This is a genomic window from Flavobacterium esculini (genome assembly GCF_048284325.1).
Lineage (GTDB): Bacteria > Bacteroidota > Bacteroidia > Flavobacteriales > Flavobacteriaceae > Flavobacterium.
Genome location: NZ_JBLVPI010000001.1, coordinates 364708 through 391233, shown reverse-complemented (window position 1 = coordinate 391233; position 26526 = coordinate 364708). Strand labels below are relative to the sequence as shown.

25 protein-coding genes and 1 pseudogene are annotated in these 26526 nt (G+C 32.8%); 19 read left to right on the top strand and 7 right to left on the bottom strand.

What is annotated here, in order from left to right:
* A partial coding sequence (locus tag ACNQGG_RS01715; RefSeq protein ID WP_417960931.1) for an ATP-binding protein occupies positions 1 to 391 on the top strand: 391 nt, incomplete at its 5' end.
* A gap of 200 nt (positions 392 to 591) precedes the next feature.
* Here ACNQGG_RS01715 and ACNQGG_RS01710 read toward each other — a convergent pair.
* Positions 592 to 2340: pseudogene (locus ACNQGG_RS01710) on the bottom strand (Eco57I restriction-modification methylase domain-containing protein); the annotation flags it as partial.
* A gap of 273 nt (positions 2341 to 2613) precedes the next feature.
* Here ACNQGG_RS01710 and ACNQGG_RS01705 point away from each other — a divergent pair.
* The 4 genes from ACNQGG_RS01705 to ACNQGG_RS01690 all read left to right on the top strand — a co-directional run bounded on the left by ACNQGG_RS01705 (position 2614) and on the right by ACNQGG_RS01690 (position 5403).
* Complete coding sequence (locus ACNQGG_RS01705; RefSeq protein WP_417960929.1) at positions 2614 to 3018, top strand: hypothetical protein; 405 nt, start codon at positions 2614 to 2616, stop codon at positions 3016 to 3018.
* A gap of 97 nt (positions 3019 to 3115) precedes the next feature.
* Positions 3116 to 3574 carry a JAB domain-containing protein gene (locus ACNQGG_RS01700; RefSeq protein WP_417960927.1) on the top strand — a complete coding sequence of 153 codons (459 nt, stop codon included), beginning with the start codon at positions 3116 to 3118 and terminating at the stop codon, positions 3572 to 3574.
* 237 nt (positions 3575 to 3811) lie between these two features.
* On the top strand, positions 3812 to 4981 hold the full coding sequence (locus ACNQGG_RS01695) for a hypothetical protein (protein ID WP_417960925.1): 1170 nt from the start codon (positions 3812 to 3814) through the stop codon (positions 4979 to 4981).
* A gap of 80 nt (positions 4982 to 5061) precedes the next feature.
* The gene (locus ACNQGG_RS01690) at positions 5062 to 5403 is read left to right on the top strand and encodes a hypothetical protein (RefSeq protein ID WP_417960922.1); all 342 of its coding nucleotides are present in this window, start codon (positions 5062 to 5064) and stop codon (positions 5401 to 5403) included.
* Positions 5404 to 5411: 8 nt separating this feature from the next.
* Here the strand turns inward: ACNQGG_RS01690 and ACNQGG_RS01685 are convergent, their stop codons facing one another.
* Positions 5412 to 5645, bottom strand: a complete 234-nt coding sequence (locus ACNQGG_RS01685) for a helix-turn-helix domain-containing protein (protein ID WP_417960920.1) — start codon at positions 5643 to 5645, stop codon at positions 5412 to 5414.
* Positions 5646 to 5818: 173 nt separating this feature from the next.
* Here ACNQGG_RS01685 and ACNQGG_RS01680 point away from each other — a divergent pair, with 173 nt between their 5' ends.
* From ACNQGG_RS01680 to ACNQGG_RS01640, 9 genes are all read left to right on the top strand, one after another.
* Positions 5819 to 6409, top strand: coding sequence for a hypothetical protein (locus tag ACNQGG_RS01680; RefSeq protein WP_417960918.1), 591 nt, complete (start codon positions 5819 to 5821; stop codon positions 6407 to 6409).
* Positions 6410 to 6668: 259 nt separating this feature from the next.
* Entirely contained in the window at positions 6669 to 7232 is a 564-nt protein-coding gene (locus ACNQGG_RS01675) for a hypothetical protein (RefSeq protein WP_417960916.1), read from the top strand.
* A 60-nt stretch (positions 7233 to 7292) separates the two neighbouring features.
* On the top strand, positions 7293 to 7760 hold the full coding sequence (locus ACNQGG_RS01670; protein WP_417960914.1) for a hypothetical protein: 468 nt from the start codon (positions 7293 to 7295) through the stop codon (positions 7758 to 7760).
* A 103-nt stretch (positions 7761 to 7863) separates the two neighbouring features.
* Positions 7864 to 8772 (top strand): hypothetical protein, encoded by a 909-nt coding sequence (locus ACNQGG_RS01665; RefSeq protein WP_417960913.1) that lies wholly within the window; start codon positions 7864 to 7866, stop codon positions 8770 to 8772.
* An 81-nt stretch (positions 8773 to 8853) separates the two neighbouring features.
* A complete protein-coding gene (locus ACNQGG_RS01660) occupies positions 8854 to 9210 on the top strand; it encodes a DUF3127 domain-containing protein (RefSeq protein WP_417960911.1) in 357 nt (118 codons plus the stop codon).
* A 28-nt stretch (positions 9211 to 9238) separates the two neighbouring features.
* Positions 9239 to 9640 (top strand): hypothetical protein, encoded by a 402-nt coding sequence (locus tag ACNQGG_RS01655; protein ID WP_417960909.1) that lies wholly within the window; start codon positions 9239 to 9241, stop codon positions 9638 to 9640.
* A gap of 764 nt (positions 9641 to 10404) precedes the next feature.
* On the top strand, positions 10405 to 11328 hold the full coding sequence (locus ACNQGG_RS01650) for a sensor histidine kinase (protein WP_417960907.1): 924 nt from the start codon (positions 10405 to 10407) through the stop codon (positions 11326 to 11328).
* Entirely contained in the window at positions 11325 to 12077 is a 753-nt protein-coding gene (locus ACNQGG_RS01645) for a LytR/AlgR family response regulator transcription factor (RefSeq protein ID WP_417960905.1), read from the top strand. The genes ACNQGG_RS01650 and ACNQGG_RS01645 overlap by 4 nt, the downstream gene beginning before the upstream one ends.
* A gap of 148 nt (positions 12078 to 12225) precedes the next feature.
* Positions 12226 to 14712, top strand: coding sequence for a TonB-dependent receptor (locus tag ACNQGG_RS01640; RefSeq protein WP_417960903.1), 2487 nt, complete (start codon positions 12226 to 12228; stop codon positions 14710 to 14712).
* A 99-nt stretch (positions 14713 to 14811) separates the two neighbouring features.
* On the opposite strand, the gene ACNQGG_RS01635 is transcribed toward ACNQGG_RS01640, so the two are convergent.
* Together ACNQGG_RS01635 and ACNQGG_RS01630 are read right to left on the bottom strand one after the other, a co-directional pair.
* On the bottom strand, positions 14812 to 15879 hold the full coding sequence (locus ACNQGG_RS01635) for an SDR family oxidoreductase (RefSeq protein ID WP_417960901.1): 1068 nt from the start codon (positions 15877 to 15879) through the stop codon (positions 14812 to 14814).
* Positions 15880 to 15974: 95 nt separating this feature from the next.
* Positions 15975 to 16538 carry a Crp/Fnr family transcriptional regulator gene (locus tag ACNQGG_RS01630; protein ID WP_417960899.1) on the bottom strand — a complete coding sequence of 188 codons (564 nt, stop codon included), beginning with the start codon at positions 16536 to 16538 and terminating at the stop codon, positions 15975 to 15977.
* 349 nt (positions 16539 to 16887) lie between these two features.
* On the opposite strand from ACNQGG_RS01630, the gene ACNQGG_RS01625 reads away from it, so the two are divergent.
* From ACNQGG_RS01625 to ACNQGG_RS01610, 4 genes are all read left to right on the top strand, one after another.
* Positions 16888 to 17277 carry a Dabb family protein gene (locus ACNQGG_RS01625; RefSeq protein ID WP_417960897.1) on the top strand — a complete coding sequence of 130 codons (390 nt, stop codon included), beginning with the start codon at positions 16888 to 16890 and terminating at the stop codon, positions 17275 to 17277.
* A 171-nt stretch (positions 17278 to 17448) separates the two neighbouring features.
* A complete protein-coding gene (locus ACNQGG_RS01620) occupies positions 17449 to 18318 on the top strand; it encodes a chromate resistance protein ChrB domain-containing protein (RefSeq protein ID WP_417960895.1) in 870 nt (289 codons plus the stop codon).
* A 110-nt stretch (positions 18319 to 18428) separates the two neighbouring features.
* On the top strand, positions 18429 to 19595 hold the full coding sequence (locus ACNQGG_RS01615) for a chromate transporter (protein ID WP_417960893.1): 1167 nt from the start codon (positions 18429 to 18431) through the stop codon (positions 19593 to 19595).
* Positions 19592 to 20323 carry a superoxide dismutase gene (locus tag ACNQGG_RS01610; protein ID WP_417960891.1) on the top strand — a complete coding sequence of 244 codons (732 nt, stop codon included), beginning with the start codon at positions 19592 to 19594 and terminating at the stop codon, positions 20321 to 20323. Before ACNQGG_RS01615 ends, ACNQGG_RS01610 begins: the two co-directional genes overlap by 4 nt.
* A 192-nt stretch (positions 20324 to 20515) precedes the next feature.
* On the opposite strand, the gene ACNQGG_RS01605 is transcribed toward ACNQGG_RS01610, so the two are convergent.
* The 3 genes from ACNQGG_RS01605 to ACNQGG_RS01595 form a co-directional block, all read right to left on the bottom strand.
* Positions 20516 to 22288, bottom strand: coding sequence for a glycoside hydrolase family 13 protein (locus ACNQGG_RS01605; protein WP_417960889.1), 1773 nt, complete (start codon positions 22286 to 22288; stop codon positions 20516 to 20518).
* Positions 22289 to 22559: 271 nt separating this feature from the next.
* Entirely contained in the window at positions 22560 to 24209 is a 1650-nt protein-coding gene (locus ACNQGG_RS01600; protein ID WP_417960887.1) for a DUF6377 domain-containing protein, read from the bottom strand.
* Positions 24210 to 24428: 219 nt separating this feature from the next.
* On the bottom strand, positions 24429 to 25325 hold the full coding sequence (locus ACNQGG_RS01595) for a helix-turn-helix domain-containing protein (protein WP_417960885.1): 897 nt from the start codon (positions 25323 to 25325) through the stop codon (positions 24429 to 24431).
* Positions 25326 to 25500: 175 nt separating this feature from the next.
* On the opposite strand from ACNQGG_RS01595, the gene ACNQGG_RS01590 reads away from it, so the two are divergent.
* Positions 25501 to 26418 (top strand): MBL fold metallo-hydrolase, encoded by a 918-nt coding sequence (locus tag ACNQGG_RS01590; RefSeq protein WP_417960883.1) that lies wholly within the window; start codon positions 25501 to 25503, stop codon positions 26416 to 26418.
* Positions 26419 to 26526: the final 108 nt, after the last annotated feature.

Sequence of the window (26526 nt, the reverse complement as noted above, 5' to 3'; positions counted from 1 at the left end):
AGCATTAGGTTATCAAGCCTGTATACAAGGTTTTAAAGTGAGTTATTTTAATACATCGAAGTTGTTTGCTAAATTAAAAATGGCCAAAGCAGATGGCTCTTACCTGCGAGAGCTTGCCAAAATTGAAAGGCAAGACGTCATTATACTTGACGATTTTGGACTCCAAGCATTAGACAGTCACAACCGAATTACACTTTTGGAGATCATTGAAGATAGGCATAACAATGGCTCCATAATTGTAACATCGCAAATCCCAGTGCAAGGTTGGTATGATATAATTGGAGAAAAAACCATAGCTGATGCAATTTTGGACAGGCTTATACATCAATCCCACCGACTCGAATTACATGGAGAATCTATGAGAAAGAAAAGAGGCATAAACAAAGGGTAATATTTTAAGTATATTTGAATACTAATTAACAGATGAAAAAAAGTAGTTTTTAATGAAAAATGGAGGTGGTCATTTTGCTCCGGAATTAGGTGGTCATTTTGAATTGGAATCAGGTGGTCACTTTAAATTGGAATTGGGTGGTCAATATCACTGGAATTTGCAGTATATTCAAAACCACTTATCCATCTTCCACCTTTAATTACTAAATAAGGTGGATTTCCAATAATCACATCAAAACCCCCTTTTTCAAATATTTTAGGAAACGCAGTGTGCCAATTAAACGCCTTATCTCCTGCAACTTCAAAATCATCTATTAAAGAGTTACCACATTTAATATTATTATTCAGGTCATTTAGTTTTCTATTGGGTTGTGCAGTTCTTAACCATAATGATAACTTGGCTATTTCTACGCTTTCTTCATTTAAGTCAACTCCAAAAAGGTTGTTTTCTAAAATGCTTTTCTCCACATCACTCAAAATCATTGCATCTCCAAATAACTTGGCTTGCAGTTCATCAATATACCTATGTTCTGAAATCAAGAAATCCAAAGCTTGATTCAAGAAAGCACCAGAGCCACAAGCGGGGTCACAAATAGTAAGTTGCAATAACCAACTTCTATACCCATTAAGTCTATCTACAAGTGCTTTTATAGTTTTCTTTTGGCGCTTTTTATCTGTGAAGTAGTCTTCTTCTATAATGTTAAGTTCAACTTTCTTTTCTGAACACAATTTCCCAACGGTATTGTCAACTATATATTTGGTAATGTATTTTGGGGTATAAAAGACTCCGTCTTTTTTTCTTTTGGTCTTAGATTTATCTATTTCTTGTCCTTCTAGTTGGGCTTTTACTTCATCTAGTTCATTAAGAGAATTTTCAAAAATATGTCCAAGAATATTTACATCAACTTCACTAGCAAAATCATAATTGCTTAAATTTTCAGTGTATTTAAACAAAACACCATCATCTATTTTTAGGGAGTTTAATATTTCATCTTCCTTAAATAGCCCTCCATTGTATGCGAAAATTTGATATTCTTCTTTTTGTTGATGAGTAGTTTCATTAAATGCCGGTAAAGATACTTTTGCTCCTGTATTTAGATCTTCAAAATATATTTTATATCTCTCATACAACGAAACTTCAATACGCATTTGTCTCAATTGTTGCCACTCTTTATTAATCCTAAAGATTAAGTTAGTAGGTAATAATTGTCTGTCTTCTGCAAAGAATACAAACAGAAATCTATCCAGCAGTTTTTGAGATTTTTGAAAGAGTTCTAAAGGCTCATATTGCGGATTTAATTCAACTAGATTTTGATGTAATTCTCTCTTAAATAAAGAGTAATCTTTATATAGTTTTTTAGTGATTATATCTTCCTGACTTACAGATTCTTCTTTTATTCTTTTAGGAATACTTTTTTCTATGTTATCATAAGCTAAACATAAATAAAGGAGTTCAAATTCCTTCTCCGTTAGCGTAAACAGATTAAATTCTATGTGCTCAATAGCATTATCAATGTAAAAACGAAGCTTTTCAAAGTTAGAAGTAATTACATAAACACAGTCTGGTTGATTATTTTTATAGCCAAAAGCCTGAGATTCAATTTTGCCTAAATCAGTGGTGTTTGTTCCCTTTAATTCAATTACTGCTTTTACACTATCATTTACTATAATAGCACCATCAGCTTTCTTGCTGTCTTTTACATTTTTATATTCTGTGGTAAGATTGAATTTTGTTTCAGAAGAGGATGCAGGTTTAGTATAGCCTAAAATTCTCACAAACAAATCTTCAAGAAATTCTCCTTGGTACTGCTCTTCTTTTAAACCTTTAATATCTTCTTGAACTTTAGGATTCAGAAAATGATTTTTAAACAAATTCCATTGATTTGCTAAATTGGTTTTGTTCTGGTTTTGAAGGTATTTTGTGACTACTGAATTCTGAAATAAGGGCATAAAGTTCAAATATTAATTGTTTAAAAGTAATAAAAAAAAACTTACATATTTTTTAAAAAAAATTTTTAGATTTTTTGGACTTAAAATTATACGAGCATAAACTACCCTGACAACACTCCCCCCTCTAACTAACCCCAACTCAACACCCCCACCCATCATTAGCATCGCAAAAAATTATTTTCGTAGATAATAGATACAAGTTGATAGCTGTATTTTAAGCTACAGGTTTATGTGTTTGAATGCTAAAATATTTAACTCAAAAAAAACAAGAAAATGGTAAGAATTATTAGCTACAAAAAAAGAGAAACAGAGGACGGAAAAGAATTCTTTGTACTCGAACTTCAAGGAGGTATTGAAATGGTTAAATCCAAAGAAACAGGCAAATTCTATGTGACAGCAAGAAAGGCATCCATCTCTTCAACTTTTGATGAATTAACTTGTCAAGCTTTAATAGGAACTGAATTACCTGGAAAGGTAGAGAAAGTAGAATGCGAAGCTTATGATTACACCATCAAAGACACAGGTGAGATTATTGTCTTAACTCATAGATTTGACTATGTTGAAGAAGAAAAAGCAACTGCTCCCAAAGTGGAGAAAAGCAAAACAACTGTTGATGAATTTATGAGCAATATTCCTAGTGGAAATTCATTCTCAAGTAATGGCCAGTTGCAACATTAATTTTATCTAAAATATCCTCTATTCGTGTAAACCTGGATGGTTAAAATGTATAGAGGATATTTAATTTATTTTCAAATTTTCTAAATACCTCTAAATTATGGCAACAACCAACACCATCAATGAATTAGCAGAGATACAGGTTTACTACTCTACACCTAATGTGCAGAAGGAAAAGATTAATTCTGTGCAAACTGCTTACGAGTTCTTACTAAATTCTTGGGATCTAGGTACATTAGAACTTCAAGAAGAATTCAAAGTCATTTTACTCAATAGAGCTAATGAAGCTTTAGGTATATATTCTTTGTCTAAAGGTGGAATTACTGGAACTGTAGTAGATGTAAGATTACTATTTGCAGTAGCTCTAAAATGTAATGCTTGTGGTATCATCATTTCACATAATCACCCATCTGGGAACACAAAACCAAGTGATGCTGATATTAGTTTAACAAAGAAAATTAAAAAATGTTCTGAATTACTTGATATTACTTTAATAGATCATTTAATAATTACTAAGAATGTTTTTTATAGCTTTTCAAGTGAAGGAATGTTAACGTGAAAGCGTAAACTAATCAAAGGTACGCCTGAAAATTTCTAAATTTCGAAGATTTGCTTTTTTATAGATTACTATTAATAGCGTTTTCCTTAATTTGGTACCTAATTTCTCTTGAATATTTTACAGATGGTTATCTATGTTATTAATTAAAATAAAGTAATTTAGTTTTTTTCTATTATTCATTTTCGAATATATAAGAAGTCTTTTTCTAGGACTTTAATACTTTTAAGATAGTACAATATGGCTGACATTCAGGAGTTTTTTACAAATATGAGAATTGATAAGTTTGAGAATTTCAAATTAGGGGATGATTTATCAAAATTTGAAATTAACCAAAACACAGTTATTTTCTTTGACATAGAGGATAACCCTCGGATTAATCAATACATTGAAAATCAATTTTCAGAATTAAAGAAAAAATTTACGGAGGTTAATAGAAATCTCATTTATATATCAAATTTGGATTATCCCAAAGACATAAGAGGTCTTTTAAAATTCTATTTACCTTATTTATCTGCAGGTGATTTAAAAAAATTCTATTCTGAAAAACATGTTGCTTTAACTTTAGCGAAGCAAATAACAGAATTATTTAATGAAAAATCAGATGTTTCTTATTTCCAATCTGAATACCAAAGCATATTAGATTATATAGGTTATACAGGGAATATTAAATGTGGTTTTCTATTTTTTGATAATGATACTACTTTAATTTTAGAATGTAATGACTTTGTTGTCACAGGTAATACTGAAATATTCTTCAATGATTTAATAGCCTTTTTTAAGCATGTAAAAGGGGAGATTGAGGAATCTGATTGCATGATTGGAAATACTCAGGCATATGACCCTTATGAAAATCTCGATGAAGATGCTAAAGAGAAGATAAGAGGAATACAAATTCAATTAAGAGAATTAAAAGATAGTGGACAATTATTATTTGCTTTACCAATTCTTAAAGACATTTTGAATAATGAAGCCAATAAGATTAACCTGAATTCTACAAACACCATAGTAATTAGTAATGACTATAGAATTGTATTGCCACATTTTGACAATTTAGAAATACAGTTAAGTCATTTGACAAAAGCTGTTTACATTTTGTTCTATAATAATCCTTATGGTATAAATATTAAGGAACTCTATAACTACAAAAAGGAACTGGAGAATTTATATTCCAGAATTTCTAATCAATTGGATTATGATAAAATGATGCAAAGTGTTGAAGACTTAGTTAAGCCCGAAAGCAAAGCCATTTATACTCATATTTCGAGAATAAAGTCCGCATTTTATAAACAAATGGATTTCGTTTATGCTAAAAACTTTATTGTAGCGGGAGGAACTTTTGGGGATGATTTTAAATACATTTCAATAATAAGACCTAAAATAGTTTATGACCCCGAATTTGATGATTAAACTTGCAAATTTGCAACTCTACAAACTGAATTCAACTAGACTATACATTTGCTCTACCTTAATTTAAAAAGTATAGCAAAATGAAAAGATCATTATTTTTAGTGTCGTTTATGTTTATTTCTGGGATTGTGTTTTCTCAGACCAATACAAAAACCACCTATCAGCAAGGTTATATAAAACCAAGTACAGGTACTTATGTTCAAGGACATTACAAAACAGTTTCCAATAACACCAATACGGATAATTTTTCTACTACAGGAAATACAAATATTTACACAGGAACATCTGGGACAAAAGCTAAAGATTATTCTACCCAAGCTACAAATTACGGTAGCGAAAAGACAATTTACACAGGGTCAAAGGGAGGTCAATATTACGTAAATAGTAATGGCAATAAAACCTACGTGCCAAAACAAAGATGAATGACTCTTTATTTTGTGGTGGGTATAATAACCAAATCTGTCACTGAAACCCCTAATGCTTCGCTTATTCTATAAAGAGTATAAACTGTGGGATTGGTTCTCCCAGATTCTATTCTTGAAATATTAGTTGTGTCAATGTTGCCCTCTATTTTACCTACCAAGTCAACTTGGGACAAACCCTTGCTCACTCTAATATCTTGTATGTTTTTACCAATAATTTTAAGCAAATCAGACTTCTCCATACTTGACATATTTGACAAGTCAAAAAAAGAGGTTATATTCGCTTAAGTTAATGCCATATATGACAAGTTTTTATTTAGATAAAAATCTATAATATATTAATAGGTGGTAATAAAGCTAAAACTCAATGATGTTGAATGATCCTTAGAATATCTAAACTTAACTTAAAAATGCTATGAAAAATTTCATAATGTATAATTACTTTCTAAATAAGACGAATCTAAGTTTTTTTGAGATGTTAAATATCAGGACTCAATTAAGAGATGAAAATCCTTTCGAGAATGTTGGTTGTTTTGAATTATGGAAGAAAATATTTGGCAATAATCGTAATTTGATTTACATGTTAAAAGAAGAGGATTTTGAAAAAATAAAATTCGTTATTATTGATGATTTTTACTTTGATGGGAATCTTGATTTTCTAGGAAAGTGTGTTAATATTGAATACGTATATGTATGTGGTATTAATGGAAAGGGTAAAACAAAAGATTTGGCACCGTTACAGCATCTTAAAAAAATTAAATACTTGGACATAAATTATTCTTTAATAAATGATTTAACTCCTATAAGTAACCTAACAGAAATTGAAGAACTATACTTATTAGAAAACCCTTTAAAAACTATAAAACCAATATGTAATTTTAAAAAATTAAAAAAATTAAAACTCCATTATAACAATTCAAGTTATGATGAGCTAGAATCTTATGTTTTTGATGAAAATGAGATTTTAGAATTAAAAAGTAATTCCCCCAACTGCAAAATAAACTAAGCTTATTTAAGATAACCTTTGTATGATACTTTTCATAATGAGGAAAACCGTAAAGATTTTGTTTTTTAAGTGTGTTGCTTTGTGTTTTTGCTTAAGCTGATACTCTGCCTCTAATCATTTACAAGGTTTTTTTCAAATAACATCTAATGCCAATTTTAAAACTCATTTTAAGTATTGCGAGCCTATAAGCCTTAAATTCTTCAAACCAATAAATTTTAAAAAGACAGTTCATTTATAACATAATTCAAACAAATTAAATATGGTAAAAAAATTATTATCAAATAGAAAAATTTTAATACTTATATTATCTCTTTCTACATACTTGTCAGGTTCTGCTCAAAATTTTATTTATAAAGGTAGCCAAAAGTATGAAGCAACAAATTCTTGGAAGTTTAAGTTGAATGGGGATTATTGGAAAGGTAACCCTGAATTTACAGTTGCTAAAAACAATAGTGGAGCATATTTAATGGCAACTATTACTGTCCCATTCAAAACACATTACATAGGAGGTATTCTGACAATCTTTCTGGAAAATGGAAAAATAATAAAATGCATTGATAGAAAGATAAGGGATCATTATGATGATGCAAGTAGAACCTTATATCAACTTACAAAAGATGAGGTTGAATTATTAAAAGATAGTGAGATCTCTACTATTAGATTTAATATACTCACTGGAAATTCTATGCAAAATGAATCATTTACTGCAAGTAATCTAATTACTTATGATGGAATGCAAGAAATCTACAATAAAATTAACAAAATAGAACCAAAAGAAAGGTATGAAACTGACATAGAAATAAAAGAACTTTTTATTGATTAAAATTTCATATACATCTCTTTTCTAATACACAACACAAAAGCAATTTCAAAGATTAAAATCATGAACAAAACATTTAAAATATTAGGAGGCTTGGTGCTAATTTATATTGTAGTCTTTTCTTGCAACAAGATAATTTCTAACAAAATACAAAGCGATATTAATAATTCTCCAGTAATAGAAACTCTAGACGCAAAACTTGAAATTGAACAAGTTGCTTCTATAATGAACAGCAGTCTTCCCAAAACTATAGATGAACAAACTACGGTTACCAAAGTTGAATATTTAGATAAAGAAAACAAGTTGGTTTATAATTATCAAATAACTGGCTTAAAAAAGGGAGATAAAAGTGAGATAGAAATTGAAAATATTATTCAGAATCTTAAAGTATCACAACTAAACGAGATCAAAAACAATCCAAACAATGCAACTTTTGTCAAGGCTAAAGTAACCTTTGAGTACATTTATAAAGATGTCAATAGTGATTTGTTTTGTAGTTACATAATCAAGCCTTTAGAATACATAAAATAATTAATGTCTAATGGTATACAAATGGAGCGGGTGCAACCTCTAAAGATGGTCAAAGAAGGGTGCATTCAATAATATTAATTTAAACCACAAGTAAAAACATTTCATGGAAAAAACGTCTTACACAATTGAGCAACTTGAAGGTGTAAAAGCTTTTACTAAAAGAGCTTATGATGAACTTACTGTTATAATAGGTAGAACACCTTCTTTTAGGGAAGTTATTGAGTATCAATATAAATACACTGAAAATAAAGAGTCGGTAAAAAAATTGTTTCCTCATGTAATCAAAGGGTGGGAGTTAAATAACTGCGCTACTGAGGATTATCAAGCAGTATATGATGATCTGTTTGACCCTAAAAAAGATGAAACGTATGTACATTCAGAAGAAATCGCTAATTTATTTGGCAATAAACCAATAATTCCACCTATAAGTTCCCGTTTGGCACAAGAGGAGAGTCTTGAAAAAAATAAAGAAACAACTGTTGAAAAGAAGAATTTTAAAACTTTACTTGGGGATTTTGCACTCATACTTATTGGAGTACCGCTTTTTATTGCTTTTTTTGGTTTTATTGGCTATCAGATTTACAAAGATTTCAATATCAATAGTCAACAATATCAATCTTTAGTGTTTGGAATACTTACTTTTAGTTTAATAGTAATTATAATTTTCAAGATTGCCAACAAAAGTTCTTTCGGTGTTTTTTTTGATAAAATCATTAAATCTTATGGTTATTATTTCATTTTAATTCCAATTCTAATATTTGTAATAGTTCCAATATTTATAATACTAGTTAAAATACTTATTTTTATATTAACTTTTTGGTTCATTTGGCTTGCTATTATTTTGCTTATTCTTTTAGTTGTTATTTTGTTTTCACCTATAAGTATATTAAAAAAAATACTTCTTATAGCACTAATAATATTAACAATCTACTTCTTCTTTGAAGCAAAAGATATTTTGGAATTTCATTTTCAAACTTATTTTGATAATGAAAAATTTCATATAGGCAATTGAAATGTTTCATAACTAGAAAAACTTGTAGTCATTAAAATTCCAGGTGGGATTTAAATATCAATTCATTTTTTAATCTTAACTATGCAACTAACCGCTACCCTAAACCAACTTCTACCATTACAAACAGGAGAATCCAAAAATGGCACTTGGAAAAAGCAAGACATTATACTAGAAATAGATGGGCAATATCCTAAAAAAATATGCGTCAGTATTTGGGGAGACAAAATAAACGAAAACCAACTGCAAGTTGGGAATGTCTTGACCATTTTCTACGAATTAGAAAGTAGAGAATATAACAACAAATGGTACACTGATATAAAAGCTTGGAAGATTGAAACAAACGAAAGCATTGCAACAACAATTCCAAATAATGAAATGGTAATTCCACAAAACTTTCATTCTCAAGATGAAGAAGATGACGAAAATTTGCCTTTTTAAACTAAAATTATAATTATTCGAAAACCTAATGACTTCAAAAAAAGAATTAATAATTAAGGCATTTTCTGAAATGAATATCTCATTATTAGAAATGACTTTAGATGAAAATAAGTACTATCATAACGGTCTTACTAAAGAATCTTTTATATATAAAATAAGCGATGTCTTTGATAGGTTTAAAAAAGCAAAAGACACCAAGCTAATACCTTATATAGGAAAGTGTAATGGGGGTAACTGCTATGCTACAGGAAGATGTATAGGATTTTCATTTGTTGGTAATTTTTCAAACAATGGTATCAATTTGAATTTTGAAGAGGGAGAAAACGATTACCTTAATATTCAAAGGTGTCATGATTTTAAAATTGACAACAAAAGCGTAAAGCCTATTTCTAATTTTACAATTGAGGAATTTGACGACCTTCGTATTTAGAGCTATATCCTTAATTATACCATTAAAATGATTAAGGATAAAAAATATAGAAACTATAGATTAATAACGCAGATGGGGCAAATAATGTTATTTTTGTTCCAGAATAGTACTTTAAAAATGCTATTCTTTTATCAATAGGCATACAATTCGGTAACATCTATTTTTTATGGGTTAAACATAGGTTAAACATTTAAAATAAAAAGTGTGAAAAAAGGATAGAAAAAGACAAAACTTAGAATACGTAATAGACTGTTTTAGTACCATTTGACAACAAAAACTAAGAAATGCAACGAATATGAGACTGACTGTTAATCAGAGGGTCCTTGGTTCGAGCCCAAGAGAGGGAGCTTTAAAAGCCTGACAGCAATGTCGGGCTTTTTTTATGCCTGAAAATTTGCACTTCGCTTTTTATATTTCCCACAGGTTCATTGACCAGATTAAAAACAAATAAATTCCCTGCTAAAGCTTGCAATTAATTTTTTTCATATTCATCTCAATCCGTGAATTAATAAGAAACATTTAATTTTTCTAAGATGAACTAAGGCTATCTGTCGATCTTCTATAGGAAACTGCCGATTTCGATTTTAGGACTTAATATATTCCGTACATTTATTTTTAAATTGTACTTGATGAAACCATTTTCAGTTAAAGATATTTCGATTTTTTCAAAAGCTATACTCTTTTTTGGACTGCTTATAGTCCAAAGTATGCCATTATATATGAATATTAGCTTTCCAATAGCATTTTGGATAAAACAAATCTTTATGTATGTTATATGGATTATAGTGTTTTATCTTACCTATAAAATAATCATCCCTAAACTTTTATTCCAAGGCAAGAACGGCTTTTTCTTTATTGCGATATGCATTCTGACACTATCGGTTTTGTACATTAGTGATACTTTCAGCTCACTCATAAACCTTGACGCCATTTTAAATCAGCAGTTTAAAATTCCTAAAAAAGATAGTTCCTACGGAGGTTTGATATCAAATTTAAGCGAAATCATAATAACCTTGTTAATGGTGGGCGCCAGCACTGTCATAAGCGTTGCCAAAAAACTGCAAGCGGAAACCCAAGTGCGACAAAACCTTGAGAAGGAAAAAGTCACTTCGGAATTATCATTCCTGAAATCACAAATCAATCCTCACTTTTTTTTCAATATCTTGAACAGTATATATGCCTTGGCAGGGACCGAAAATCAACCTGCCCGGGAAGCCATATATACGTTATCACACATGATGCGGTATGTGCTTTATGACACTAAAAACAATCTGACAACACTGACTAAAGAAATAGGTTTTGTAGAAGATTATCTTAAATTGATGGAACTCAGAATAACGGATAAGGTACAGGTAATATTCGAAAAACCAAAAAGCATCAAGGAGGTTGAAGTAGCGCCAATGCTATTTTTACCTTTTATCGAAAATGCCTATAAACATGGGATTAGCGGTATTTATCCAAGCTATATTTACATCGGAATTGAGCAGTCCGAAAAATTTATCCAAATTGAAGTCCGCAATTCTATATTTGAAAATCAAACCCTAAGCAAAGAAGAAAGCAACGGAATTGGTTTAATCAATACCCGCCGAAGACTTGATTTGATTTATCCGGGCAAGTATGAATTATCTACTAATGAAGATACCCTTCAAATGGAATACACGGTAATCTTAAAATTACAAATCTCATGATATTAAAATGTATCGCGGTTGATGACGAGCCGCTGGCGTTACAGATTATAGTCTCTTATATAGAACAAACGCCATCCTTAGCATTAGTTGGACAGTTTTCGAATGCCATCGAAGCATTAAAAGCAATCCATGAACAAGATATTGACCTGATTTTTCTTGATATTCGAATGCCGGACATAAATGGAATTGAACTGGCTAAAATTGTGGAACAATACCGTGTAAAAGGGAATTTAAGAATCATATTTACAACGGCTTTTGACCAGTATGCGCTTGATGGTTACAAGGTTGATGCGCTCGATTACTTGCTTAAACCTTTTAGTTTTGTTGATTTCAGCAAATCAGTTGCAAAAGCACTAGGCTATTTTGATTTAATACGAAACCCGGAGCAGGAAATACGAAAATTTAGTCCGCCAATTCCTGAAGCTGAAGTAGCTTACATTTATCTGAAATTTGAATATCAGCTCGTTAGGATCGCAGTAGATGATATCATTTATGTAGAAAGCATGAAAGACTATGTGAAAGTATTCCGGCTCAGCGAAGACAAGCCACTGCTGTCGCTGACAAGTATGAAATCACTGGAAGAAAAGCTTCCTGCAAATAAATTTATGCGCATTCACAGGTCTTATATTGTGTCATTGGATAAAATAAAATCCGCTACAAAAAACTCCGTCCAAATTGACAAAATTACCATTGCTGTAACCGATCAATACAAAGATAATTTTATAAAATTTTTCCAAGATTGGGCTTAAAATTTTGAATTGCTAAAGTTCCGTCGACGTTCTCCGGCTCTCTGTCGAATGTGCTGGCATATGTTGCTCATAAGATGTTGCTTTGTACCGTAATCCAAACGAATTTATTTAAAAACTCCAATGGATTCAGAACTTAAAATATCTTAAAATGAAAAAAATCATCCTCCTTACCGTATTGCTTTTTGCTTTTTTATCAGTAAAATCGCAAACTTTTACTGGAACGAATAGCTTAAAGGGAAAAATTTCTGGTACCGTAATCGATTCGATAACTAAGGCACCGGTAGATTATGCTTCGGTAAGCCTTTACAAAATCAACTCTACTAAACCCATAACCGGCGTTTTGACCGATGCTACCGGAAATTTCAAATTGAATGAAATTCAGGCCGGAACCTATACCGTTACTATTTCATTCATTGGTTACAATGACAAAACTATTAAATCAATCCTTACAACAGATGCAAAGTTGGATCTTGAAATTGGAAAAATAATTCTAAGTCCTGAAACAAATACACTGGCAGAAGTTGTAGTCATAGGGAAAACGCAACAAGTGACGAACAAGATTGACAAAATTGTTTACAACGTAGAAAAAGATTTGACGGCAGGTGGCGGTAATGCTACAGACGTACTACAAAAAGTTCCTATGGTAAATGTGGATATTGATGGCAACGTATCCATTCGTGGAGATGGCAATGTGCGTGTGCTTATCAACGGAAAACCATCGGGAGCAACTTCTGCCAACCTTGCGGATGTGCTGAAAACAATACCGGCTGACCAAATCAAAAATATCGAAGTGGTTACTTCACCCTCTGCAAAATACGATGCCGAAGGATCTGCCGGAATCATAAACATTATCACCAAACAAAAAAGTGTTTCGGGAGTGAGTGGGTCTGTAAGTGGCGGTATTGGCACGAGACAAAATAACCTTAATGCCAATATTAATTATAATAAAAACCGTTTCAGCCTTTCGGCGAATGTTGGATTCAACAACGGTTGGCCACAAGAATCTGATTCCGAATCGAATCAAATTTTGAACAACAGCACCGCCAACAGTTTACAAACGACCAAAGGTACTAATGAAGTGCAACGTAGTGGCGTAGTAGCATCTGTAACGGCAGGATATGATTTTAATGCTTTCAACAGTTTAAGCACAACCTTTAGATATAACGAAGGAGGATTTGAACGAACAGGTACGAATGAAAATCAGTTTACTGATTATATGGATCCCTCAAACAGTACTGTTTATATGGGACAAAGCAGCGCAAAAAATTCTTTTGGAGGATTTGACTGGAACCTGAATTATGCCCATAAATTTGCAAAAGAGGGACACGAACTTACATTCTCATCACAATGGAGTCACAATATAGTTGAGACCAATTACCAAAATATCTACTCAGGTTTTTATACCAATCAAAAAGCAAATAATGATGGGAATAATGATGAATACACCCTTCAATTGGATTATACCTTGCCGGTAACTGAAAAATTCAAACTGGAAGCTGGTGGTAAAACAATCATCAGAAAGATTTCAAGTGATTTTCAAAATTATGTTCCTGATGCACAAAATGCTTTTATTTTTGACCCAATCAGTTCTAATTTATACAATTACGATCAGGATGTTGCGTCACTTTACACAGTAGGAACGGTCACTTTGCCCAAAGGTTTTACAGTAATGGCGGGTGCTCGTTTTGAAAACACAGCCATTAAAGGTGATCCTACAAATGCACTGCAAACTGATTTAAGTCCATTCAAAATTGACTACGGGACATTTATTCCAAGTTTTACTGTACAAAAAGCATTATCACAATCGACTTCTTTAAAATTGACGTACAGCAAACGTATTTCGAGACCAAGCTTTACGTACCTCAACCCGTTCATTAATAAATCAAATATTCAAGCGCAAACGCAGGGAAATCCAACCCTTGATCCTGAAGTGTCACAAACCGTAGAATTTGGATACTCCACATTTTCGCAAAAGCGCACTTTGAATATTTCGGCCTATTATAAATATACATCAGACTTAATTGAAGGTATTGCAACACCTTTGTCAGACGAGACAGGAACAATCACTAATTATCAAAATATTGGAAACAATAAATCGTTTGGAATGAGTCTTTTCGGTTCTGTAAATCCATTTAAAATATTGACTTTACGTGGAAATTTTAATGCCTTTACCTACAAACCGGATCCAACAGGATTATACAACCTGGAACAATCTTCGAATGGCACATCGATACAATATTCTGCGTTCGTGAGTGGGACACTGCAATTTAAAAACGATATTTCTGCGGAAGCTTTTGTAATCCAAAATTCTTCTAAGAAAACGCTGCAAGGTACCAGTCCTGCTTTTAATTTAATGGTTTTTGGAGTTAAAAAACAATTGTGGAAAAAAACAGCATCCTTTGGATTGAACATGGTATCGCCATTCAAAAAGGATTTAGAATTTAAACAAAATTCAAGCGGACAAGGCTTCAGCCAAAGCAGTACCTTTAAATTTCCAATTCGTTCTTTTGGAATTACATTCAGCTATAATTTTGGTTCAATGAATTTCACCGGAGCCAAAAAGAAAGGAGTTAGTAATGATGACCTTAAAGAAGGAGATCAAAACAATCAGGGAGGTATGCCTGCAATGAAATAAAATCCTAAGAAGTGGAGTACCACTAGAAAAGGTTTCAAGATACTCTCTTGAAACCTTTTTTTTTGTAAGATTTTATAAACACCTAAAAGAAAACTTCCATTAGGGGATTAATCGTTCCACCCGAAGCTGTTCAAACAAATCGTAAAATGAATCTTCGGTTCTTTGAAAAACAGGAAATCCAAGTTTACGACTTTTAGACATATCCGTCATGACTTCTATTGGGCGTCCCAAATCAAGATCAGTATGCCAAGGAGATGCCAGTCTACTTAAATCAGACTCTGTAAGAGCATGTTGAACGGCAATGTTTTTCCAAACCGGAGCATCATTTACCATTTGTTCCTCAAGTGGATGTATCGTACCGTCATAGCCTATTGCCTCAATCCCGAACGATTCCGCTAATTTTTTCCACAGCCATTTCCAGCGAAAAAAGTCTCCACTTACCACGTTGAATGCTTCGTTACGAGCTGCTTCTGTAGTGGAAGCCCATATTAAATGTTCTGCCAATACTCTTGCATCCGTTACATCTGAAAGTCCATTCCATTGCGCTGCTGAACCTGGCCACTGAAACGGCTTTCCTGTTTCTTTACAAATGCTTGCATACACCGCGAGTGTAGTTCCAAGATTCATTAAGTTGCCTACTGCTTTTCCTATAACCGTATGCGGGCGGTGAATACTCCATGTAAAACCATCTCGCGCTGCAGCTGCATAAACTTCATCTTCTTGGGCATAATAAAAATTCTCTATCTCCAGACGGGGTTGCTCTTCCCTAAGTGGTGTTTCGGGCAAAAACCCTTCTTTGGCGTAAGCCTCAAACGGCCCAAGATAATGTTTCAGTCCCGTAACAAGCGCTACGTGTCGCACTGATTTTTTAGAAGATAATGCCTCCAGAAGATTTCTGACCATCAAGCTGTTTACCCGTATGTTTTCAGCTTCGGAATCCTGGCGCATCCAACTTGTAATGTAGATGTGTGTGGGAGAAATATCTTTTAAAGCTGTTTTTAAATTCTCCAAATCCAAAAGGTCTGCAGCAACAGGCTGAAGGTTTTCTATATCTTTTCGTGGGTTTCTGGCTAAACCGAAAGTTATCCAACCTTTAGCAATAAGTCTTTCTGCGAGATTACTGCCTGTTATTCCGGTCGCTCCAACTACTAACGCTATATTTTCCATAATTCTATTTTAAAATTTTATGAAGTACAAAATTCGAAAACATTCCATGGCTTATAAAGGACATACATCACATATTCTTTGTGACCTATATCACGTCAATGCGATAAACGACTCAATGTTTCTCTTGAAATACCCAGATAGGATGCTATCAAAGTTTTAGGAATTCGGTAAATCAAATCCGGGTATAATTGGATAAATTGCGTGTATCGTTCCTCTGAATTCTTGCTCATAAGCGAGAGAATTCTGTTTTGAAGCGCAATATTACCGGCAGTCATTTTTTGCAAAAAGAAGAATTCCATTTTCTGTGACTCGACACACAGCTTTTCTCTATTTTCAAGAGTGATAGAATAGGTCTGTGCATCTTCCAAGCAGTCAATATTGAGCGTAGCATTCTGTTTATTATAAAAACCTTGATTATCAGTTATCCACCAATCTTCCATGGCAAATTGCAGAATATGATTCTTACCCGATTTGTCTATATAAAAAGATTTTAAGAGACCCTTTACTACGAAATGAACATCCGGAACGGAATTTCCCTGTTGCACAATGTATTGATGTTTTTTATATTTACCCACCGAAAAGTACGAGAGTACCAATTGAAATTCATCATCCGTTAATTTTACTATTTTCTCAATTTGTCTTCTTAAAATTGCTTCCATTACTTCTTTGTTAAAACCGTATAAAAATAATTAAAAAAAGGAAAGATGGCTACAACTATTCCCCAGATGGTCTAATTAATTCATTATTGCACATTCATTTAGGGTATAGTCTTCTTTTTGTTTGAAAACATGAAATGGTGTGGTCATTTAAATCCTAAAGCTCACAAAACGGAACAGGTGAAAGCATTCTTGAACTGATTGCTAAACGCAAATCAATATTTGACTGGCACACGAAAAAGAATTGGGGAATTAAATCTTTTAAAAATTTTAGAAATAAAATATTAAGGAGTCATTTTGTCTTTTTTTATTTTTTAAATTTCGATATTTACCTTTTAAAATAAATAAATTGATGATACGTAGAAGATTTATTGGTTCTGCAGCTTTATTTGGAGTTGCAGGTATTATGGGCTTTGCAATGCGTCCAAAGAAGAAACCCTTGTTGCATCATGTATTTTTTTGGTTAAAAAACCCCCAATCAGAGGCTGATAAACAGCAATTGATTTCCGGTTTGAAAACCTTAGCGGCAATTCCAACTATTCGCCAAATTCATGTGGGCGTTTTAGCTTCGACGGAAAAGCGTGAAGTAGTAGACACCTCTTGGAGTGTTTCAGAACTCATGTTTTTTGATGATGAAGCCGGTCAAAAAATATACCAGGACCATCCACTTCATCTGACTTTTATAAAGAACTGTTCTCATTTATGGGAAAAAGTAGTTGTTTATGATGCTATAGACGTATAAAAGTTAAAAAGGGTTGGGCTGTTGCCAATTCTAGTAAGAACACTACTAAAATAGGGGTTTCAAGATTTATTTCTTGAAACCTTTTTTATGCAGAAATTAGATAAACCCGAAAGACAAAAATTTAATGCCTAAAAAGACCGCATTAAACAAAACCCTTGTAAATAATCACAGATGAAATGGATAACAAGAGAGCGACCTAAAATTGATCGAATAGCCAGTCCTTGGTTAATAAAAATATTTGTAGACAAAGAGGCTGAATTTATTTATGTACCGTTCAGCGAAGTTTTGGATAAAGCAAAAAAACTAGATGCCATTCCATTTGATATTCCTAATGTAGAATTTACACATTACAAAGAGCAAAGTACCTTTGACTACATTGTGAAAAAATATAAAATTAAAGACCCTGCTGTTTTAATTATGGCTGATATTGTTCGTGGTGCAGACACAGACAGACACGATATTGCAAAAGAGTCAGCAGGGCTTTGGGCAATTTCAGCGGGGCTTTCCCATAACATTACAGATGACTATACCTTATTAGAAACGGGAATGGTTATTTATGATGCGCTATACAGTTGGGCAACTCATTTACATAAACAAAATCATTTGCAAAATAGTCCTTTTGAAAATATGTTACATGAAGTGTATAATAAATTTTTAAAAGAGAAAAAAACAAGCAATAAGAAAACACCTGCTTGGGTCAAAGATTTGAAAGCAATTATTCAGGATCAAATAGACAGCCAATTCACTTTTGACCTGAAAAAAATTTCCAATGACTTAGAGCTTAACTCTTCCTATTTATCTAGAGAGTTTTCCAAGTATTTTGAAGACCTCAACTTTGGAGATTACGTTAGAAAATTACGAATCGAAAAAGCAATTACCCTTATTCAAAATTCAACCTATACTCTTACCGAAATAGCCTATATGACGGGCTTTTCAGATCAAAGTCATTTTACGAGAATATTCAAACAGAGTACAGGAAAAAACCCTTCTTCCTACCGAAAAAATTCCCAAAAAAGTAATCCAGATACAAAAGGTAAATAGCATACTATTTATACATCGTTAGCATCGTTAGTTTTGTGTTTTTGCTAATATGGGAATCAATGTCGTTTCCTTAAGACGGGGATTATGTTACTTTCTAAAAATATTTTACGATGAAGGAAAATCCAAAATACACTTTAAAAGAATTAATATTTTATTTCCTGAAGCTAGGAACGATTGGTTTTGGTGGTCCAGTAGCATTGGTTGGCTATATGCACCGCGATTTAGTTGAAGACAGAAAATGGATTTCAGAAGAAGAATACAAAGAAGGGCTGGCTTTAGCACAATTAGCACCTGGTCCATTAGCGGCACAATTAGGAATTTACCTGGGATTTGTACATTACAGCTTTCTAGGAGCAACTTTGATAGGATTAGCCTTTGTTTTGCCTTCTTTTATAATGGTAGTACTATTAGGAATCGTTTATAAATTATATGGAGGATTGTCTTGGATACAAGCTGTTTTTTATGGTGTAGGCGCAGCTGTTATAGGGATTATCGTAATGAGTTCTTATAAATTGACGCTGAAGTCTATCGGTAAATTCAATTTAGTATCTTTTAAAACGAATTGGTTATTGTGGTTGTTTTTTATAGTTGCGATAGTTATAACATTAGTAACACAGCAAGAACAAGTTTTGCTGTTTGTATTTGCCGGACTTTTATATATGTTTGTCAAAGCTCCCCCAAAATGGGTTAATAGTAAAACGGTCAATTCTATCGTTCTATTACAAATAGGCTTTTGGAACTATGAAAATACTACTCTGATGAAAATTGCCATCTTTTTTGCGAAAGCGGGAGCATTTGTATTTGGAAGTGGATTGGCGATTGTGCCCTTTTTACACGCAGGAGTTGTAATAGAAAATCAATGGTTGACGGAACAACAGTTTGTAGATGCAGTGGCTGTTGCCATGATTACTCCCGGGCCAGTTGTTATCACCGTTGGTTTTATTGGCTATTTAGTTGCAGGTTTTCCAGGTGCGATGATTGCGGCTTTAGCAACATTTTTACCGTGTTATTTATTTACAATTGCTTTGGCTCCATCCTTTAAAAAAATAGCACAAAATAAATCAATCAAAGCTTTTGTAGATGGTATTACAGCAGCTGTTGTTGGTGCATTAGTTGGTGCTGTTGGTGTAATTGCATCCAGAAGTATTCTAGATATTCCAACAACGCTAATAGCTATTGCAACAATTTTTGCTTTACTTTATATCAAGAAAATTCAAGAACCCTATATTATTGCTGTAGCAGCAGTTTTAGGGATTATTATAAAATTAATGCTATGAACAGAAAAGATTTTTTAAAATCGGGTACATTGTTTGGTGCAGCAGCATTAGTGCTTCCTACTACCAATGCGTTTGCGGATAATTTAGCGGATAATTCAATTGATAAATTAGTAGATGCAAACGGTAATTATATTCAGCAAACATTGCCCTATAGCGAAAGTTTTCTGGAGCCCTATATGGATGCGGAAACTTTGCATTTGCATTATACTTTTCATCATGGTGGAGCAGTAAAAGGAGCCAATAAAGATCTGCAAATGATAAAAAAAGCATTGGATGAAAACAATTTGGAAACCATTGATTTTTGGACAAAAAAACTATCCTATCATTTTTCGTCACATATTTTACATTCGATATTTTGGACAAACCTTACTAATAAAAGTACAGCACCGCAAGGGGATTTACTAAAGCGAATTGAGAAAAATTTTGAGAGTTTTGATAAATTAAAAATTTTAATTGCTGCTACTTCTAAAAATGTAGATGGGAATGGTTGGGGAATTTTAGCATACCAACCTTACAGTGATAGTTTAGTGATTTTGCAATGTGAAAACCACGAAAAACTAACGCAATGGGGAGCTATTCCCTTATTGGTCATTGATGTTTGGGAACACGCCTATTATTTAAAATACAAAAATAAACGAACTGATTTTGTAGAGGCGCTGTTCAACATAATCAATTGGGACAATGTATCGTTAAGATTGAATGATGCCTTGAAGCTAATGCGGTACTAAGATAAAAGCTAATTATTAGTTTTGCTAACCTTATTACACATCCAATTGAATATAAAGTTGAGTAAAGATAATTCAATACCTATAAAAGCAGGCAAAATATCTCCTTCATTAAAAATAATAATTTACTATATCGTCCTTTTTTTAAATGTAAAACTTAGACAATATAGTAAATTATCAGTAAAATTATAGTCGCTATTTCAACTCTAAAACAAGAGCCTCATAAGGTCTTAGTGTTGCTTTTTTTGATACCGTTGCATAATTATTAATCAACACTTTTGCGTTTTTTAAATTAATTCCAGTATTTGCCACTGCATTTTTGGCAGAAAAATTTAATAACACCAACACTTTTTTACCCTCCAATTCTCTGGTGTATGCATACACATTAGGATTGTTTTTGTCTAAAAGGGTGTATTTTCCATAAACTAAAACGGAATTCGATTTGCGAAGTTTCGTCATTTTTCTAAAGTAATTCAATACTGAATTTGGGTCTTTTTCTTGAGCCGCTGCGTTCAAAATCGTGTGATTATCATTTACTTTTAACCAAGGTTCCGCTGTTGAAAAACCTCCGTTTTTAGAACTATCCCATTGAAAAGGAGTTCTTCCGTTGTCTCTTGCTCCACCAGTTTTTTGATCTTCTATGAATTGTTTCAAATCACCCCCGGCAATTTTTACTTTTTCATATTCTGCAATCGTTTCAATATCTCTATAATCTTCAATTTTATTGAATTTGGCATTCACCATTCCTATTTCATCTCCATTATAATAATAGGGCGTTCCTTTCATCGAAAGTAAAAAAGTGGTTAACATTTTTGATGAAACAGCGCTAAATTCTGGTGCGTCATTTCCCCAACGAGAAGTCATTCTGGGTTGATCGTGGTTTCCTAAATAAATGGTTCCCCATCCTTTTTGGTCGTAAACTCCATCCCAGTCAGAAAAGATTTTTTTGAAATCAATTAAACTCCAATTTGGATTCATTTTTTTGAAATAACCCGGAATGTATCCTAAGTTGGTCCCTTCAAAATGATACCCCATATCCAGTTCTTTTCTATCGGTATCCACAAAATCGTGAGCTGATTTCAGCGTCATTCCGGCACCTTCTGCCAATGCCATTACATCATATTTACTCAAAACTTCTTTGTTCATTTCTTTCAAATAATCGTGCAAATGAGGTCCGCTGGCCATAAAAACATCCCAACGTCCTTGGTAGTTTTTATCTAAATCGGCTTGAGTGATTACTGGAAAAGTAGTGTCTTTTGCGATAAATGGAATCACGTCCATACGGAAACCATCAATACCTTTTTGGAACCACCAATTCATCATGCTATAAATTTCCTGACGCAATTCTGGGTTTTCCCAATTCAAATCAGGTTGCTTATAGCTGAAGTAATGTAAATAATAAGAATCCGTTTGTTTGTCATATCTCCAACCACTTCCATCTGCTTCAAAAGCACCTGGGCGGAAAGCGGGTTTTCCTTTTTCGGCTGGCCACCAATGGTAATAATCGCGGTATGGATTGTCTCGGGATTTTCTGCTTTCCTGAAACCATTTATGCTCATCTGAACTGTGATTGACAACTAAATCCATTACTAATTTCAAACCTCTTTCATGCATTCCTTTCAATAATGCATCAAAATCTTCCATGGTTCCAAATTCCTTCATTATAGATTGATAATCCGAAATATCGTATCCGTTATCCGCATTTGGCGAACCGTAAATTGGATTCAACCAAACCACATCTATTCCTAGACTTTTGATATAATCTAATTTTTGAATAATCCCTTTCAAATCTCCTACTCCATCTCCATCAGTGTCTTTGAAACTTCTTGGATAAATTTGATACACAACGGCTTCCTTCCACCATTTGCGCTCAATTGTCGATTTTTTTTCCTGCGCTGCAGATGGGTTTGTTACTAATCCAAAGCAAAACAATGCAATGGCCATTCCCTTTGATAATACTACCTTCATTTTAATTTTTTTAGTTAATGTTTTTTTGGGCGAAATCGATTTATTAAACACGTTGGAGTATTGCCTTATATTTCCAAAATTTCGATATAGTAAAAGTAGATTCTTTCCTTGCTCAAAATTTTACAGGTAAAAAAAAAGTAAATTATATTTTTTATAATTAATTTAAAATCAATAGTTTAAAATTAATTTATACACAAAAAAAGTGGCAGATTTATAAAATAAAAACGCAATAAATACTGCTTTTCAACAAGTATTAGTGAGGTAAAGGGTTTTAGTTTTTGCCCGATGAACCAATTAAAAGGACTTTGGATTCAAATTCTTCCCTGGGTCCTACCGATTTGTTTTTTATTTGGGAACGATAATTGTAAATCGTCGATACCGAATACCTTAAAAATTCTGCAATTTTTGTACTGTCTTTAATCCCCAACCGAATGAGTGCAAAGATTCTTAACTCTGTGTTTAAAAGTTCCCCTTGTTTCAAATGAAGTACCTCTTTATCTACTACCAATTTCAAAAAATCATCAATAAAATTGGGGAATAATTGTAAAAAAGTTTGATCAAAATTAGTATAAAATTCTTTTAATTCTTTCTCAATAGAAGTATTCGACTTCACTGCTTTTACAAGTTCATTCATTTTTCCCGCAGTAGCCATTACATTCAATTTTCGTCTGTATTCCTCCAATTTTGCAATATAATCCGAACATTGATCCATGTAGCTGCCAATATAAATTTCTTTCAATAAACTCGCTTCGGCAAGTGTTGCATTGGTTTGATTCAACCTTTCATTGATTTCATTTAACTCTCTGTTCAATACGGACAGTTTTGTATTGGCTAAACCTATTTCTTTTTGGGCATTGGCTAATTTTTTCATTTGTTTAAAAAGCAGAATCAAAACGACTAATAGGAACAAGGATAAAATACTGGCACAAATTAAAAAAATGATTAGCTGCGTTCTATTGGTTTCGTTTTTATTTTCATATGCCTCATTTATAATGGGCAACATTTTTGATATTTCGTAGGTTCTCAATTTGGCATTACAAAAAAGAGCATCTTCTAATGATCTTTTGGTGTATTTATAGGCCCGGTCTATATCGCCTTGTTCATAAAGGATGAAAGCTAATTTACGCAAAGAAATATTTTCTTTTTTTACCAATTGTAAATCCGATATTGCAGAGATAATCAACCACTTTTCTTCCTGTTCTCTGTCTTTTTTCAATCGATACCCTTCCGAAATAATATAGGCGATAACGGCTCTGTCCGGATCTTGTTTTGCTGTTTTTGAAAAGAATACCTGCAACAATGCTATCGCTTGATCCGCATGCCCATGTTCCAATAATTGGTCTGATTTGGCAACACCAAATTCTATGGATTTTGGCGAAAAATAAAGCATTGCCGAATCTCTGTATTTTTTCGTCAACGCATCATATTCCTTTTTTTCTTGACTGGAAGTGCCATAATCATTCAAATAACCATAGATAATACGATTCGTCCAATAATAGGTTCCCTTTAGATTTGGCGTCAAATGGATATTTATTGTTTCTAGTATATCAAGGGATTCCTTATACATTCCTAAAGTTCCCATTATGGAGGCAACGTTTAATTTTGCTTCGTTTACTTTGTCCGGATTTTTTAATTTTTGGGAAATCAATACGCTCTTTCTAGCGTAAATTAATGCTGAATCCGACTGGTATGCTTTGTATTGAACATACAATTCGCCATAAATATCGAATTTTTGCAGGTCTGTAGCAGTATAGTGTAAAAGTCCCTTAAGTTTATTTATATCGGCCTCTTTTCGATTTAAATACAACCCATATTCATTGACCGTATTATCTAGTTCTTTTAATAATGAATCGTTTTTAACTTGACCAAAAAGAAAAATGGGCACTATCAATACGATCAGTAAAACTGAAAATTTATTCATTTTAGGTTGATTAGAAAGATGTAAAAATAACTAAAAAACCAGTTTAACGGAATACCGGTTTTCAAATACTCCTTTTGGTTACGACATTTTGTAATAATAGAATTTTTGTTTCTAGAATTCTCTAAAACAGTACTTTTATTATTTGAAACGCCTGTTCGAATGTTTTTTGATGATGAAGCCGGGCAAAATGTTTATGAGGCTATAGATGTATTGTAGCTTTTAATTCATCGTTCTGTATTTGTAAGGGGAATAACCTACGCGTTGTGTAAATAATCTAGTAAAATGTTGTGGGTATTTGAAACCTATTTCATAAGCAATCTCGCTGATTGATTTATTGATATCAAAAAGTTTTTCTTTGGCAAGATCTATCACTTTTTCCTGTATGTATTCCTGAGCCGGTTTTCCGGTTTCTTTCTTCACCAAATCTCCAAAATAGTTTACTGACAAGTGAAGTTCTTCAGCAAAATGCCGTACCGAAGGTAATCCTAGCGTTTGTGGTTTACCCGATTGGAAATAGTCATGCAACAAAGTTTCGAACCTCACTAAGGCATCTTTATTAATGTTTTCTCTGGTTATGAACTGCCGGTCGTAAAAGCGAACACAATAATTTAAAAATAATTCAATATTGCTCACAATTATAGATTTACTGTGTTTGTCAATTGGATATTCTATTTCATGTTTTATTTTGTTAAAACATTCCAAAACAATTTGTTTCTCTCTTTCAGATACATGCAACGCTTCATTTACATCATAGGAGAAAAAATCATAGTCTTTGATGCATTTAGCAAGTGAAGTTCCCCGTATTAAATCAGGATGAAATGCTAATGCCCATCCATTTGGCTGTATAATTTTAATATCCTTTTCAAATCCCAAAACCTGACCTGGTGCAATGAAAAGCAATGTTTCTTCTTGGTAATCATAATGGGTGCGTCCATATTTGAGTTCCTCACATTTCAAGTCCTTAAAAAAAATGATATAAAGTTCCGAAACGAAACGGGTTGCTGTTATAGGTTTTGATAATGATTGGTCCAGAACACTTACCTTGGGATGTAAGGTCTTTTGTCCTCGCTCAGAATTAAATTGTGCGATACTTTCCAATTTTACTATTTCTTTCATGACTTCTAAATTCAATTCATTCAAAATTAATACAAATATTTATTGCTTTTTTATTTTTATCTTTAATCAGTAATAATGGTAAGATATACAGTGATTTATATAATTTTATCATACAAAATAAAAAGAAATTTGCATATCAGATAATCAAAGTCATTACTAATTAACAAAAAGAATTATGAAAGCAAAAAATTGGATTTTTACAATAGCGACTTTTTTAGTTTCAATACTAATTGTTCAGGCACAATCGCCTACAAACAGTACGAAAAGTACGGTAACAGAAAAGAAAGAGAAGAAATATCAAGCCCGACCAGGGAAAACACAAACTTTTGGCGCAGAGGCTTTTGAAGCATCTGATAAAACCACGCTAAGGTGGCTGGGTATGGCTGGCTTTTTTATCAATAGCCGAGGTACTATTTTGATGGTTGATCCTTTGTTGGAAGGTTTTGATATGCCACTTTTAATAGATTTTCCAATAGCGCCAAAAGATGTCCCTCGATTAGATGCAGTATTGGTTACGCATGCCGATAATGACCATTATAGTATTCCTACCAATCGCAACCTTTTGCACGTGACAAAAGAATATCATTCGACAATATATGTTGATTCGCTGATGAAAAATGAAGGTTTTAAATCATTTGGTCACACTATCGGTGATGAATTTAAAATAGGCCGTCTAAAGATTAAACTGACTCCCGCTGATCATGCATATCAAAATGCATATCCGGGCATGAGTAAACGTGTCTTTAAAAATGAAGATGCATGTGGGTTTTGGATTGAGACACCTGATGGCACTATTTGGGCTCCAGGCGATTCTCGATTGATGAAAGAACACCTTGAGTTCCCTGCGCCAGATGCTATTTTGTTTGATTTTTCAGATAGCGAGTGGCATTTCACTTTAGAAGGTGCGGTGAAAATTGCAAATGCGTATCCAAACACGCCGCTACTGCTTAATCATTGGGGATCAGTGGATTCACCTGATTTTGCGCCGTTCAATGGTGATCCTGAAAAATTAAAAAAAATGGTGGTTAATCCGCAACGCATATATGTGCTTGTTCCTGGAGAAGCATTTACACTTAAAAAGATCAAGAAGTAAAGTGAAGTACGCGGATGCTTAGTTGGTAATCGAAAATTTATAAAAAAATAGCCAGTATGAAAAAATGGGTAAAAAAGAAAGACTATTAGTCTTTTTTCTGAAAACTTA

Excerpts from the sequence above, each read along its gene's own strand:
- ACNQGG_RS01625 (WP_417960897.1), top strand. The coding sequence starts at position 16,888 with ATGATACGTAGAAGATTTATTGGTTCTGCAGCTTTATTTGGAGTTGCA.
- ACNQGG_RS01620 (WP_417960895.1), top strand. The coding sequence starts at position 17,449 with ATGAAATGGATAACAAGAGAGCGACCTAAAATTGATCGAATAGCCAGT.
- ACNQGG_RS01600 (WP_417960887.1), bottom strand. The coding sequence starts at position 24,209 with ATGAATAAATTTTCAGTTTTACTGATCGTATTGATAGTGCCCATTTTT.
- ACNQGG_RS01590 (WP_417960883.1), top strand. The coding sequence starts at position 25,501 with ATGAAAGCAAAAAATTGGATTTTTACAATAGCGACTTTTTTAGTTTCA.
- ACNQGG_RS01690 (WP_417960922.1), top strand. The coding sequence starts at position 5,062 with ATGAAAAGATCATTATTTTTAGTGTCGTTTATGTTTATTTCTGGGATT.
- ACNQGG_RS01705 (WP_417960929.1), top strand. The coding sequence starts at position 2,614 with ATGGTAAGAATTATTAGCTACAAAAAAAGAGAAACAGAGGACGGAAAA.
- ACNQGG_RS01665 (WP_417960913.1), top strand. The coding sequence starts at position 7,864 with ATGGAAAAAACGTCTTACACAATTGAGCAACTTGAAGGTGTAAAAGCT.
- ACNQGG_RS01605 (WP_417960889.1), bottom strand. The coding sequence starts at position 22,288 with ATGAAGGTAGTATTATCAAAGGGAATGGCCATTGCATTGTTTTGCTTT.
- ACNQGG_RS01680 (WP_417960918.1), top strand. The coding sequence starts at position 5,819 with ATGAAAAATTTCATAATGTATAATTACTTTCTAAATAAGACGAATCTA.
- ACNQGG_RS01650 (WP_417960907.1), top strand. The coding sequence starts at position 10,405 with ATGTATGTTATATGGATTATAGTGTTTTATCTTACCTATAAAATAATC.
- ACNQGG_RS01645 (WP_417960905.1), top strand. The coding sequence starts at position 11,325 with ATGATATTAAAATGTATCGCGGTTGATGACGAGCCGCTGGCGTTACAG.
- ACNQGG_RS01640 (WP_417960903.1), top strand. The coding sequence starts at position 12,226 with ATGAAAAAAATCATCCTCCTTACCGTATTGCTTTTTGCTTTTTTATCA.
- ACNQGG_RS01685 (WP_417960920.1), bottom strand. The coding sequence starts at position 5,645 with ATGGAGAAGTCTGATTTGCTTAAAATTATTGGTAAAAACATACAAGAT.
- ACNQGG_RS01660 (WP_417960911.1), top strand. The coding sequence starts at position 8,854 with ATGCAACTAACCGCTACCCTAAACCAACTTCTACCATTACAAACAGGA.
- ACNQGG_RS01655 (WP_417960909.1), top strand. The coding sequence starts at position 9,239 with ATGACTTCAAAAAAAGAATTAATAATTAAGGCATTTTCTGAAATGAAT.
- ACNQGG_RS01595 (WP_417960885.1), bottom strand. The coding sequence starts at position 25,325 with ATGAAAGAAATAGTAAAATTGGAAAGTATCGCACAATTTAATTCTGAG.
- ACNQGG_RS01630 (WP_417960899.1), bottom strand. The coding sequence starts at position 16,538 with ATGGAAGCAATTTTAAGAAGACAAATTGAGAAAATAGTAAAATTAACG.
- ACNQGG_RS01695 (WP_417960925.1), top strand. The coding sequence starts at position 3,812 with ATGGCTGACATTCAGGAGTTTTTTACAAATATGAGAATTGATAAGTTT.
- ACNQGG_RS01670 (WP_417960914.1), top strand. The coding sequence starts at position 7,293 with ATGAACAAAACATTTAAAATATTAGGAGGCTTGGTGCTAATTTATATT.
- ACNQGG_RS01635 (WP_417960901.1), bottom strand. The coding sequence starts at position 15,879 with ATGGAAAATATAGCGTTAGTAGTTGGAGCGACCGGAATAACAGGCAGT.
- ACNQGG_RS01700 (WP_417960927.1), top strand. The coding sequence starts at position 3,116 with ATGGCAACAACCAACACCATCAATGAATTAGCAGAGATACAGGTTTAC.
- ACNQGG_RS01615 (WP_417960893.1), top strand. The coding sequence starts at position 18,429 with ATGAAGGAAAATCCAAAATACACTTTAAAAGAATTAATATTTTATTTC.
- ACNQGG_RS01610 (WP_417960891.1), top strand. The coding sequence starts at position 19,592 with ATGAACAGAAAAGATTTTTTAAAATCGGGTACATTGTTTGGTGCAGCA.
- ACNQGG_RS01675 (WP_417960916.1), top strand. The coding sequence starts at position 6,669 with ATGGTAAAAAAATTATTATCAAATAGAAAAATTTTAATACTTATATTA.